This is a genomic window from Rahnella selenatireducens (genome assembly GCF_046449555.1).
Classification (GTDB): Bacteria; Pseudomonadota; Gammaproteobacteria; order Enterobacterales; family Enterobacteriaceae; genus Rahnella; species Rahnella selenatireducens.
The window spans coordinates 219,863-232,517 of record NZ_JBKEZJ010000005.1; the positions used below are offsets into that span (position 1 = coordinate 219,863).

The 12,655-nt window shown below is 56.7% G+C and carries 11 protein-coding genes; 4 read left to right on the forward strand and 7 right to left on the reverse strand.

Annotated elements, in window-relative coordinates; translation table 11 throughout:
• Positions 1-20 precede the first annotated feature (20 nt).
• On the forward strand, positions 21-1,313 hold the full coding sequence (locus ACLBVC_RS10815; protein WP_410149590.1) for an NtaA/DmoA family FMN-dependent monooxygenase: 1,293 nt from the start codon (positions 21-23) through the stop codon (positions 1,311-1,313).
• A 792-nt stretch (positions 1,314-2,105) separates the two neighbouring features.
• Here the strand turns inward: ACLBVC_RS10815 and ACLBVC_RS10820 are convergent.
• From ACLBVC_RS10820 to ACLBVC_RS10830, 3 genes are all read right to left on the reverse strand, one after another.
• Positions 2,106-3,446, reverse strand: coding sequence for an LLM class flavin-dependent oxidoreductase (locus ACLBVC_RS10820; protein WP_410149591.1), 1,341 nt, complete (start codon positions 3,444-3,446; stop codon positions 2,106-2,108).
• Between the two features lie 68 nt (positions 3,447-3,514).
• Positions 3,515-4,075, reverse strand: a complete 561-nt coding sequence (locus ACLBVC_RS10825; protein WP_410149592.1) for a GNAT family N-acetyltransferase — start codon at positions 4,073-4,075, stop codon at positions 3,515-3,517.
• 10 nt (positions 4,076-4,085) lie between these two features.
• Positions 4,086-5,084, reverse strand: coding sequence for an LLM class flavin-dependent oxidoreductase (locus ACLBVC_RS10830; RefSeq protein WP_410149593.1), 999 nt, complete (start codon positions 5,082-5,084; stop codon positions 4,086-4,088).
• Positions 5,085-5,561: 477 nt separating this feature from the next.
• Between ACLBVC_RS10830 and ACLBVC_RS10835 the strand changes: the two genes are divergently transcribed.
• The 3 genes from ACLBVC_RS10835 to ACLBVC_RS10845 are packed head-to-tail and all read left to right on the forward strand — an operon-like array spanning position 5,562 to position 8,147.
• Complete coding sequence (locus ACLBVC_RS10835) at positions 5,562-6,458, forward strand: ABC transporter substrate-binding protein (RefSeq protein WP_410149594.1); 897 nt, start codon at positions 5,562-5,564, stop codon at positions 6,456-6,458.
• Complete coding sequence (locus ACLBVC_RS10840) at positions 6,455-7,393, forward strand: amino acid ABC transporter permease (RefSeq protein WP_410149595.1); 939 nt, start codon at positions 6,455-6,457, stop codon at positions 7,391-7,393. Before ACLBVC_RS10835 ends, ACLBVC_RS10840 begins: the two co-directional genes overlap by 4 nt.
• Positions 7,386-8,147, forward strand: a complete 762-nt coding sequence (locus ACLBVC_RS10845; protein WP_195815848.1) for an amino acid ABC transporter ATP-binding protein — start codon at positions 7,386-7,388, stop codon at positions 8,145-8,147. The genes ACLBVC_RS10840 and ACLBVC_RS10845 overlap by 8 nt, the downstream gene beginning before the upstream one ends.
• Here the strand turns inward: ACLBVC_RS10845 and ACLBVC_RS10850 are convergent.
• Genes ACLBVC_RS10850 through purB form a run of 4 tightly spaced genes read right to left on the reverse strand, consistent with a single transcriptional unit; the run spans position 8,134 to position 12,565 of the window.
• Complete coding sequence (locus ACLBVC_RS10850; protein ID WP_410149596.1) at positions 8,134-9,471, reverse strand: MmgE/PrpD family protein; 1,338 nt, start codon at positions 9,469-9,471, stop codon at positions 8,134-8,136. The genes ACLBVC_RS10845 and ACLBVC_RS10850 overlap by 14 nt on opposite strands.
• Positions 9,472-9,484: 13 nt before the next feature.
• The gene (locus ACLBVC_RS10855; protein ID WP_410149597.1) at positions 9,485-10,648 is read right to left on the reverse strand and encodes an amidohydrolase; all 1,164 of its coding nucleotides are present in this window, start codon (positions 10,646-10,648) and stop codon (positions 9,485-9,487) included.
• Positions 10,649-10,658: 10 nt separating this feature from the next.
• A complete protein-coding gene (locus ACLBVC_RS10860) occupies positions 10,659-11,186 on the reverse strand; it encodes a GNAT family N-acetyltransferase (protein WP_410149598.1) in 528 nt (175 codons plus the stop codon).
• The gene (gene purB, locus ACLBVC_RS10865) at positions 11,183-12,565 is read right to left on the reverse strand and encodes an adenylosuccinate lyase (RefSeq protein ID WP_410149599.1); all 1,383 of its coding nucleotides are present in this window, start codon (positions 12,563-12,565) and stop codon (positions 11,183-11,185) included. The genes ACLBVC_RS10860 and purB overlap by 4 nt, the downstream gene beginning before the upstream one ends.
• Positions 12,566-12,655: the final 90 nt, after the last annotated feature.

Consider the following 12,655-nt stretch of genomic DNA (forward strand, 5'->3'; position numbering starts at 1 on the left):
TCCCGTGAAAGGAGATCAGTTTGACCAGTTCATCCCGCAGACGTTTAAAAACCCTGGCCGGGGCAGGGAGTGCGATCTACGCCTCTGATGATCCGCGCCCGGATACCGGTATTTCCCGCGCTGTTGCGCTGGCCAAAAAAGCGGAGAAAGAGAAATTCACTGCGCTTTTCACCGCCGATTTATTGCAGGCGGATCCCGACGGGCTTTCCGGTTCAACGGGCAGTCAGGACCCGATTGTCACACTCGCCGCGCTCAGCCAGGTGACGTCACAAATCGGGCTGATCGCCACCGTTTCAACCACCTATCAGCATCCGTACAACCTGGCACGACTGATTGGCACGCTCGATCACGTCAGCGGTGGCCGCGCGGGCTGGAACGCCGTGACGTCCTCGGTGGGTGAGGAAAACTTCGGTGACATTCAGCTTCCCGCACCGGAAGTGCGTTACGCCCGCGCGACGGAATTTATTCAGGTCATCAATGCCTTATTTGACGCCAATCAGCCGGACGCGGTGACGCGCAGTAAAAACGGTTCAGTGAAAATTGACCCGCGTAAGCTGCACCCGATTAATCATCACGGGGATTTTTTCCGCGTACAGGGCCCGCTGAACGTACCGCCGCCGCCACAGCGCAGGCCGGTACAATTTCAGGCCGGGCAATCCGAAGAAGGGCTGAAACTCGGTGCGAAATACGCCGAAGTGATCTACACCTCGCAGCCGACGCTGGAAGATGCCAAAGCCTTTGTTGAGCGCGTGCATCATCACGCCGATGCGTCTGGTCGCCGCGAAAACCGGCCACTGATCATGAACTCGTTCCATTCGATCATCGGCGAAAGCCCGTCAGACGTGGCGCGCCGTCTGTTCGAAAAGCACGAGCGGATTGATTATCAGCAGGGGCGGCTCAAGGTCGCGGACATGCTGGGCGGTGAAATAGACCTGCGCGATTCCCCGCTGGATCAGCCGATCCCGCTGCGGTTACTGCCGGACGTCGAACAGGTCAACCGCCGTCGCGGGCGTGCGGAAATCTTCAAACGATTCGCCTTACAGGGGCTGACGCTGCGCGAACTGATCATCCAGGCACAGGAAACCGGTCACTGGTTTGTCGCCGGAACGCCGGAATCGCTGGCGGACGCCATAGAAGAGCGCTACCGCGCGGGTGTGCTGGATGTGATTTCATTACATGGATTGGGGCAGGCGGATCAGGAGGATTTGCTTTTAAACGGGTTATTACCGGAGTTACGGAAACGCGGGTTGGTGGATACCGATTATAACGGGGGGGATTTTCGGGCAAATCTTGGTTTGCCCGGGCCGCTTTAAAATCGGTTTTTCACCTGCAGTGAGGGCGGGATCGAGAAAGTTTCGGTTTCTCAATAACTGTGATTACGTAACTCACTGAGCCGAAACCGACCAAAGAGGGCTATGACGAGCCCTCTTTGGAATCTCCGCGTCTTTTTTACTGCGCGCTCCGCTCGATGGCTATGTTTCAGCAACTCCTGCTAGTGCCGCAAACGCCGCCGCTGCGCGGTTCTCTCGCCTCGGGTTCGAACCTGCTCGAAAAAACACTCTCGCTGTTTCTCACTCCTCACTCGCCGTCGTTTTGAAAGCGGCCAGAGGCTATATAATTCGGAAGTTAGATGCAGGCTGATTGTTGGTTTTCTCCTTCCCCTCTCACGAGGGGAAGGCCGGGATGGGGTGTTGGTTTTAGCGACTCAGTGACCTGCTAAACCCCCTCCCAACCTCCCCCTTCGCAGGGGGAGGAGCAAACGAACCGTTTGCAAATGTTTGCACATTCAGAAAGCCTCCAGCCGCTTTCAGAAAGCTTGCCGAACGAAGTGTTTCGAGACCTGTGGCTCGAAACCGAGAAAGGGAACCGCGCAGCGGCAAGTTTTCGCGGCAATAGCTGTGGCACCTGAAACATAGCCAGCGAGCGATAGCGCTTGTTGAAAAAGCGGGGAGAGATCCAAGAGAGGGAAAGCACTTCCCTCTCTTGGGCGGTTTCGGCGCCAGCCGCTGAGCGATCACTGTAAGTGAGAAACCGAAACTTTCTCGGTCAACACCGGCCCTCACTGCAAGTGAAAAACCGCCTTTTGCTGCGGTCTCAGCAAAAATTTAAACCGTCAGTGCATCGGAATACACAACCTCTACGAACTGATTCTCCGGCTCCCGTAATCCCAGATTCCCGCGAAGCGTCCCTTCTTCGTACTCGGTACGATACAACCCGCGTGCCTGCAAAATTGGAATGACGGAGTCAATAAAGTCATCAAACGCGGTCGGTGTGCCACCCCGAACGATAAAACCGTCCGTTGCACCTGACGTAAACCAGTGCTCCAGCCCGTCGGCGACGTGTTCGGCGGTGCCGAAAAATGTCGGGCGCGGCGTGGCGGCTTCCAGCGCGGCTTGCCGTAATGTCAGCCCGCGCTCTTTAGCATTCCGTTTGATTTCATCGGTAGTGCTGCGGAAGCTGTTCTGACCTAAATCGCCGATGTCCGGGAACGGCGCATCCGGGTCATATTGCGCGAAATCGTGATGCTCAAAGTAACGCCCCAGATAATCGAGCGCACTTTCCAGCGTCACCAGCTGCGCAGTTTCCTGGTATTTACGTTCGGCATCTGTGACGGTGTCACCGATAATCACGCTGATACCCTGGAAGACGCGGATGTCGTCGGCATTACGCCCATTTTCGACCAGCTGACGGCGGACGTCTTCACGGAATTCGCGTGCCAGCTCCGGCGTTTCCTGACGGGTATAAATCGCGTCGGCGGCTTCTGCTGCAAAGGCTTTTCCCTGTTCGGATGCACCGGCCTGGAACACGACCGGACGCCCTTGCGGAGAACGGCCAACGTTCAGCGGACCTTGTACCGAGAAATATTTGCCGTGGTGATTAAGCGTATGCAGTTTGTCCGGCGCAAAGAACTGGCCGGTAGCTTTGTTGCGTACAAACGCGTCTTTTTCCCAGGAATCCCATAAGCCTTTGACCACGCTGACGTATTCGCTGGCAATGCGGTAACGCTCGTCGTGTTCCGGGTGTTTGTCGCGTGAGAAGTTTTTGGCAGAACCTTCCAGCGGAGAAGTCACGACGTTCCAGCCTGCGCGGCCACCGCTGAGATGATCGAGGCTGGCGAACTGGCGCGCGACGGTGAACGGCTCGCTGTACGAGGTGGAAAGCGTCGCGACCAGCCCGATTTTTTGTGTCACCAGCGACAGTGCGGAAAGCAACGTAATCGGTTCAAAACGGTTAAGAAAATGCGGGATTGATTTCTCAGTAATGAACAACCCGTCGGCCACAAATAAGAAATCAAATTTAGCCTGTTCGGCTCTTTGCGCTAATTGCTGGCAGAACTGAATATTAATACTGGCGTCGGCAATGGCATCCGGATGTCGCCATGCGGACATATTTCCCGATGCGCCCTGAATAATAGCGCCAAGACGTATCTTTTGTTGTTGAGTCATTTTCTTTCCCTTTAATGGACGGCTCTCAGAGATAAAGTATTCGTGAATTAAATAGCGCTGAAGCGCGGTCAAACCAGCGTGCGTAATTCCGCGATGGAGCGCACCAGCGGGGCCTGTTCCTGCGCGTCGAAAGCCTGCTGAATCAGCACTTTTCGCAGATAAACCAGCTCGACGCCCAGCGGGTTAGTCGCGGTATGAAAAGGCTCGTAACCCCGGCGCTGATACAACTCCGTCAGCCACGGGTGTTTGATGGCGGTCGCCAGATACACGGCGGGGGATTTCAGCGTGTCGCGCAAAAACGTCTCTTCGACATAACGGATAATCTCGCTGCCAAAACCTAGTCCTTTGGCGTGTTCCGCCACGGCAAACCAGTGAACGAAAGGCCAGGGCGCGAGATGATTTTTCGCCGGTGTCCACAGAAAACGTGTCGTCAGCGTGGCCGTCAGCTCGCCGTCTTTTTCCAGCACATAAGTGGTTTCATTGCGGATCACATCCCGCACATCCTCCACGCTGGCGCGGGTGATGGTGAAATGGATGCCGTGTTCGAGCAGCGGTTCATAGGCTTTTTGCAGCAGCGAATGCAGCGCCGCGGCTTCAGATTCCTGGGCAAGGCGGATCAGATGGCTCATGTACGTTTCCTTATGCCAGCGCCACGCTGGACGCGGCTAGCAGTTCGAGTGAACGCAGGCGCGCCTTCGGCTGAGCGACCGGTGTGTCGATAATGAATTCTTCCACGCCGTAACGGGCCTGCAACGCTTCCAGCTGGCGATGAACGTCCTCACCGGTGCCGTGCAGCACATCCGACTGGCGTTCTTCAATCTGATGCGACGCCGCGCCGGATTGCCGGATATACGTTTCCGCCTGTTCGAGACTGCCGACGTTTACGCTCTGGCCGTCGCTGCCGGTTACACGGTAACGCTGGGTGTTATCGACCAGCCGTGCGGCCTGAGCGGCGGTGTCGGCAACAATCACCGGCACGGCGAGCAGTGCGCGTCGCCCGTTGCTGTCGTAGGAATAAGCGGAAAGGGCGCTGGAAATGTCGCGTTCGTCGGCATTAAGGTGCGCAGCAAAAACAAATTCCCAGCCGAGACTGGCCGCCAGCCTGGCGCTTTGTTCGCTCGCGCCAAGCAGAAAGCGCGATGCCGACTGCGGTGGTTGTGGCGTGGCCGAAAGGGAATCCACGCCGCGCCCGCGAACCGGCACAGAAAGCCAGTCATCTAGCTGACGCAGCTGATCCGCAAATTCGCCTTTGCGCGCCGGATCGACAGCGTATTGCAGCGCGTGGGTAGAAAGCGGCAATCCGCCCGGCGCTTTGCCGATACCGATATCGACACGACCAGGCGCAAGTGATGCCAGCTGGTTAAAATTCTCGGCGACTTTGTACGGGCTGTAATGTTGCAGCATCACACCCCCTGAGCCGACCCGCAGTTTTTGCGTATGCGCGAGGATCCAGGCGATGACAATTTCCGGCGAGGAGATCGCGAGTTTGTCGTTGTTGTGATGTTCCGCCAGCCAGAACCGGTGATAGCCCCAGCGCTCTGCCAGCTTCGCCAGTTCCAGCGTCCGGCGCAGCGCCCCGGCGGCATCCTCATGTTCATCAAGCGGACTTTTTTCCAGCAAACTTATGCGGTATCCCATCGTTTTCCCTTGTAATCGCAACACATCATTAACAACGATTATTAAAGTCAGGGGGAAGGGATGTAAAAGAACAATAGTAGCTATGGAGTTGCGGAAATCGGGAAACCTGTGGGTTCGGCGCACGTGCGGGGGTTACGTCAAGGTCAAGTTCAAGGTCAAGGTCGTGGGCGTCGGCCCACACCGACCAGAGACCCGGTAACGCGCCCTTTGGGCTAGTTTGGGCGGCGAGCCCAAGGTTTGTGTGGCAACCCAAGGTGTGGATTACCCACGCGCCAGCGTAATAACCATTCCCATATTTGTGAAATCCTTATCTCATTTTCTCATTTGTCACCAAAAGGTATATACCCGCAAAATCGGTTCTATCGGCAGAACAGGTGTTAATTCAGAGATGAAATATAAACAGCAAAGACTCTGCCGCTTTTACCGCACTATTTTTGTGGTTTTTCACAGGGTTTACACCAGGAAAAAGGTCCCGTCATGACATTATCCAAGTTATTGCTCCCGCTGCTGATTGCCGGGAATTTATCGACTGCATGGGCAGCCGAGCAAATTGTTCCTTCCTCTACCACTTTCCATGTATCCGCCGATGAATCGCTGAAAAGTAAACTGCCAGCCGATATTGCTAAACGCGGATATATTGTCGCGGGTACCAACCCGAATACGCCGCCGACCACGTTTTTCCAGGAAGACAATAAAACCCTCGCGGGGCGTGAAATTGACGTGATGAATGCCGTTGCGGCGCGTCTGGGGGTGGACGTGCGCTGGCAGGATACTGGCGGTTTCGACAACATCATTCCCGGGCTGAAATCAGGCCGCTATGACGTGGCGCTTTCCAATATTAACGCCACCAAAAAACGCCTCGAGCAGGTCGATTTTGTCAGCTATTACGATGCGTCGCGTCTGGGCGTGATTTCCCGTAAAGATGCCAATATCGCGCCGTTTACGTCTTTTGATGCCGTGTGCGGGCAGGAAATCGGTGCCGGTGCGGGCACGACGCAAATAGGGCGTCTCGAAGCGGCCAGCAAAATCTGCACCGATGCGGGGAAACAGCCGATCAAAATTGCCGTATTCCCGGACCGTCCGTCGGGCGTGCAGGCTGTGGTCAGCGGTCGCGTACCGATGTTCTTTGGCCCGTATGAAGGCCTGACGTATCAGGTCAGCCAGGTGAAGCCGCTGGCGCTGTCCGGCACCATTCATGTGGATGACGCACCGGTTTCGGTTGCGTTCCCGAAACAATCTGCGCTGGAAGAGGCCGTTCAGGCATCGCTTAACTCGCTGATTAAAGACGGGACTTATCAGAAGATCCTTGATAAATGGTCGATTGGTTTTGGCGCAGTGAAAGAATCCAAACGTAATGAAGAGATTTTCGGATGAGCACTGAAACACACGGTCAGCAGCCGGAAGAGCTGCGGATCGTCGGTAAGAAATACATCGGGCGCTGGATAAGCGCCCTGATCGTCGTTCTGGTGCTGGGCGCTGCCGCCCATTCCATGCTCAATAACCCGCGTTTTGAATGGTCAGTGATTGCAGAAAACTTCACCGGCCCGTCGATTTTGCAGGGCGTCTTGATGACGTTGCAGCTGACTGCCATTTCGGTGATTTTCGGCTTTGCCGGCGGCACCGTGCTGGCGCTGATGCGGTTATCGTCCAATCCGGTGCTGGTCGCCGTGAGCTGGGGGTATACCTGGTTTTTCCGCGGCGTGCCGATGCTGGTTCAGCTGTTTCTCTGGTACAACATTGCCGCGCTGTATCCGACCATTTCGTTTTCGCTGCCGTGGGCAGGTGAAATCTGGAGTGCGTCGGCCAACTCATTAATCAGCCCGTTCAGCGCTGCCGTCATTGCGCTGGTGATGCACCAGTCGGCTTATGCCGCTGAGATTATCCGTGCGGGGATCCAGAGCGTGGGCACCGGCCAGATTGAAGCCGCGCGTGCCCTCGGTTACCGGCCTGCTTCCATATTCCGTCATACCGTGTTGCCACAAGCGATGCGGGCGATTCTGCCGCCAGCCGGTAATGAAGTGATCGGTCAGCTTAAAACCACTGCGGTGGTGTCGGTGATTTCACTGCAAGACGTGCTGTTTTCCGCGCAGATTATTTATCAGCGAACGTATGAAGTGATCCCGTTATTGCTGGTCGCGACGCTGTGGTATCTGGTGCTGACGTCGCTGCTGTCGGTGATTCAGTATTACGTCGAGCGTCATTTCAGCCGCAGCAGTTTGCACAAGGTGAAACGTAAATCCAAACCGCGTGACGAGACGCCGCGGGCGGTGAATACCGGCCTGAATGCAGGAGAAACCAGCCATGGGTGAGGCGATTGAGTTCCGGAAAGTCACCAAACGTTTTTCAGGAAACACCATTCTCGACGAAATCAGTCTGGATATTCCGGCGGGGTCGGTGACGGTGATTTTAGGGCCTTCCGGTTCCGGGAAATCCACGTTGCTGCGCTGCATTAATCATCTGGAAAAACTCGACGGCGGCACCATCCGTATCGGTGGCGAACTGGTCGGATACCGGCAAAAAGGCAACGCGCTGTATGAACTGAGCAGCGGGAAAATCGCCGCTCAGCGCAGCCGTACCGGTATGGTGTTTCAGCAATTTAATCTGTTCCCGCACCGCACGGTGCTGCAAAACATTACCGATGCGCCGCTGCGCGTGAAGAAACAAAGCCGTCAGCAGGTGCTGACCAAAGCCCGCGCGCTGTTGCAGCAGGTGGGGTTAGCCAGCCGTGAAGATGACTGGCCGCAGCAGCTTTCCGGCGGTCAGCAGCAGCGCGTGGCGATTGCCCGTGCGCTGGCGATGGATCCGGAAGTGATGCTGTTTGATGAGCCGACGTCGGCGCTCGATCCCGAACTGGTGGGCGAAGTATTGCAGGTCATCAAAAAGCTGGCGCATTCGGGGATCACCATGGTGATCGTGACGCACGAAATTGGCTTTGCGCGTGAAGTCGCCGATAACGTGATCTTTATGGAAGGCGGAAAAATCGTGGCGTCGGGGCCGGTGAAAACTGTGCTGGATGAAGCGGAGAACGTCCGTGTCCGCAATTTCCTGTCTACCGTATTGTAGAATCTGCTCTAAAAAGTAAATCACACAGCTGCGGCAAACTGTCGCGGCTTTCCAGCCTGCTCAGTGCCACAATATTGGCCCGCTGTGCGTCCGTCATATGCGGCAAACAGGCGCGCAATTTCCCCGGTAAATCGAACGCAATCGCCAGACTTTGCTGACGCGTAAAGCGTTTTTGCCGCGTTTCTCCGTTGCGTAAAAATACCGTCACCTGATGAAAACGGGCTGCCGGGTTTAGCTCGTCCGGCGGGGCGCTAAGATCCGGATGACGGGTGATACGGGCAGCCAGCGCGGCGATTTCTGCATCCGGCGGGTTTTCCGAGAAATCCTGTATCAGCAAGGCGTCGCGCAGCAGGCTGGCAGCAATCACGTATTCCAGGCTGAAACGTGCCTCAATACCGTTCGACGGCACGCGCACCGACGCTGCAATGTCACCGCCCGGCGGGAAAGAGATTTCAATCCGCTCCACCGCATTTTTCAGTTCGCTTAATGAGTTCCCCTGTTGCAGCCAGTCATGGCGGATTGCCCGCGCGGCATCGGCGGCGCTGTGCGTGCCGCCACAGGTCGGATAAGGTTTGAATTCCAGCCCCGGAGAGACGATACGCCACGGTGCGCCCCAGCTCTCGGTGAGTTTTTCCGGCTGCTGCTGACCGGCGCAGTAAGCAGTGAAAAAGCTGTCGAGCACGTTTTCTGACTGACCGTGAAAACCCGCCAGTGTCAGCAGCGTGGATGTAACCGCAATCTGCGCCGCCAGCCCGGCGTGCAGCGGTTTAACCGCGCTGCCAAACTGCGCGCGTAAACCGCCCGCCTGGGTAGCCGCCATCCCCAGAATAAGGGCCGTTTCCGGTTCACTGGCGCTGACCAGCCGCGCACAGGCCGCCGCCGCGGCAATGGTGCCGAGCGTGGCGGTATTGTGGAAACCCAGTTTGTAATGCTGCGAACCGGCAGCCAGTCCGAGGCGACCAGCGGTTTCCACGCCCGTCACCCAGGCATTGAGAAACTGCTCGCCGCTGATGTCGGGTCGATCGGCCGCCAGCGCCAGTAAAGCAGGCAAAATCACCACGCCGGGATGACCGCGAAAGTCCGGGTGGAAATCATCGAAATCCAGCGCATGACCGGCGTAACCCAGTAACACGGCGCGCGTCTGCGCATCGTCTGTCCGGTAAACCTGTTGCAAACTTTTCAGCCCGGAATCGCCGGCTTCGCCGCGCACAACGGGCAGGGTGACGGCCAGAAAATCGAGCAGGCCTTCGCGGGCATTTTCACGCGCTTCGGCGGAGGGACGCGCACTGACAATAAGCTTTGTCAGCGATGAAGTCAGTGTCATGTTTTTTCCTGTTTCAGGCCAGCGGGCTGAGGCGTTCAAGGGCGTTAACGGCCAGCTGCGCGAGATAATGTGCGGTCGGGAAGAGCGCGCGGTCATCGACGCGAAATTCCGGATGATGCAGCGCGAACGGGCCGCCGGAGCCGATCATCAGGAATGCGCCGGGCAGTTTTTGCTGATAGAAGGCGAAGTCTTCGCCAATCGGGCTGGCTTCCACGCGACGCGCTTCAAAGCCCGAACCGGCGGCCTGCGCCAGTGCAAAATCCACCCATTCAGCGGTATTTACCACCGACGGCGGGCCGGGCTGCCAGTCGAGTTCAATTTGCGTATCAAAGGCACCGGCGATGCCTTTGAGCAGCTGACGGAAACGGCGTTCGATAAGCTCGCGGGTGTCCTGATTAAATGAGCGCACTGTACCTTCGAGCCAGGCGGAATCGGGGATTACGTTCCACGTACTGCCGCTGTGAACCTGCGTGACGGACACCACCGCGTTGTGATCTGACGGCACGTTGCGCGCAATCAGCGTCTGCAATGCGCCGATGATTTGCCCGACAATAATAATCGGATCATTGCCTTCATGCGGGCGGGCGGCGTGGCTGCCGGTGCCGGAAATGGTGATGGCAAAACGGTCTACGCCCGCGGTGAGTGCGCCATCTTTGCTGCCGATAATGCCGACCGGCAACGTCGGGTCGTTGTGAATACCAAAGATGACGGCGGCGGCGTCGAGCGCGCCGGTTTCAATCAGCGCCGGAGCGCCGTGGCCGGTTTCTTCCGCTGCCTGGAATAAAATGCGCACAGTACCGGAAAGCGTTTCCTCACGCGCTTTGAGCAAAATCGCCGCGCCGAGTGCCGCCGAAGTGTGGAAATCATGGCCGCAGGCGTGCATTACGCCCGGGTTTTCCGAGGTGTATTCCACACCTGATTTTTCTTCTATTGGCAGGGCATCAATATCCGAACGTAACACCACCAGCTTACCGGCTTTCTGGCCGCCAATTTCGGCCACCAGACCGGTTTTCAGCGGCAGATTCAGAACGCGGATCTGATGACTTTCCAGCACGGCTTTAATACGCGCCGTGGTCTCGAATTCCTGATTGGAAAGCTCAGGGTGGCGGTGCATGTTATGGCGAAAATCCTCAATGAATTTCGCCAGCGCCTGATGTTCCTGACCGGTATTCAACATGTAAAACTCCTTAAGCTGGCTGACGCGCCAGCCATCCGGCATGGCGTTCTTCGTCGAGGATCTTTTTCAGATACAGCGTGATATGGCCTTTGCCAAGGTCTCTTTCGAAGACCGGCTGAAAACCCAGTTTGATGTACATTTCGCGCAGCCACGGATGGCTGGTGGCGGTGCCAAGCGAATACGCCGGGGCTTTGAGTTCGCCGATAAGGATGTGGTCTTCAAGCCATTCCAGCAGCTGTTTTCCAAGATTCTGGCCTGTGTAGTCCGGGTGCGTGCCGAACCAGCCAATATGTGGCAGGCCCATCGGGCCAGGCATCGTGCCCCATGGGAAACGTAGAGTGACCGAGGCTACCATGTGCTCGCCGTCAAACAGGGCAAATACCGCATGTTCATCGAGATGTTTCGTCACCCGCGCCAGATCGGCGGTGGCCGCGTCAAACTGAATGCCGAGGGCTTTAATCGGGGCGTATGCGGCCAGCATCAGCGACAGATATTCGTGCCTGTCGTCTGAACTGAGCCGCCGGAAATGTGGGGTCATATCGCAGGTTTCTCCGGGGATGATAAATGACCGGACTGTTCGGCGAAGCGGATCACGTCATCCACTTTTTGCGGCGCACAGCCGATGTAATTTGCCGGATCCAGCCAGTGGTCCAGATCTTCTTCTGAGAGGCTGGCGGCCAGAACCGGGTGTGCTAAAAGCACGGTTTTAAAAGATAGACGGTTCTCGAACGCCTGCATAGCACACTCGTAAACCAGATGATGCGCCGTCTGTTTGCCGAGTTTTTTACCGGCTTCAAACATGACTTTTTCCGACAGCAGCAGGCCGTCCTGCATCTGCAAATTCGCCAGCATGCGGTCTTTATTGACCGTCAGGCCGGACAAAATGGCACGAGCGTTTTGCAGTTGGGCAGAAAGGTAAATCGAGATTTCCGGCAGGGCGATCCACTCCGCACGCCAGCTCATGGCATCGCGTTCGTGTTCGACGTGCATGGACTGATAAATCAGCGACGCGCTGTGTAAAAGCGGGGCGGTCAGGCTGGCCAAACCTTCGATGGCGGCTGGATTACGTTTATGCGGCATGGTGGTCGAGCCGATTTTCCCCGCGCTGAACGGTTCTTCGACTTCATTAATTTCGGTGCGCATCAGGTTATAAAGTTCGTTGCCAATTTTGCCCAGCGTGCCGCTGATGAGCACTGCCGTGCTGGCGTATTCGGAGAAACGGTCGCGCGCCGCCTGCCAGCCAATATTCGGCGTGTTCAGATTAAGGCGTGCCAGCGTGCGGCGTTCGACTTCCGGGCCGGCTTCGCCGAGCGCGGCATACGTGCTGATCGCGCCGCTGAGATTGCCGGTCAGCAGACGCGGCGTGATGGCCTGAAGGCGGTCAAGATGGCGGATAAATTCATCCAGCCAGACGGCGGCTTTAAAGCCGAAGGTGGTCGGCAACGCCTGCATTCCGTGGGTACGGCCCGCCATCAGGGTGTACTGATGCTCGCGCGCCAGAATTTTCAGCACGTCCGCCAGCGCGGTGCTGTCACGCACGATCACTTTCATTGTCTGGGCGAGCTGCAAAACCGTGGCGGTATCGACGATATCCTGCGTGGTGGCGCCGTAATGAATGTATTCACCGGCTTCGCCGCACTGTTTTTGCAGCGCCGTCAGCACCGGCATCAGGGAATGCTTCATCTGCGCACCGGACGCTGCGATATCGTCAACGTTCAGCTGGCTGGCGTCGGCCATTTCCGCTATCGACAGTGCCGCGGGTTGTGGGATCACGCCAAGTTCGCCTTCGGCTAATGCCAGCGCCACTTCGACATTTATTTGCTGCGTCAGACGATTTTTCTCTGACCAGATTTCCCGCATTTCCGGTGTGCCAAAATTATTGCCAAGCAAAAGAAAATCAATCGGATGTGAGGCCATAATAATCTCTGTTTTTCTGAGGGTTAATTAATGTGTTTGGCAAAAAACAGTAATAAAGACCGGTATATTCCGATGGCGATATTTCTGTTT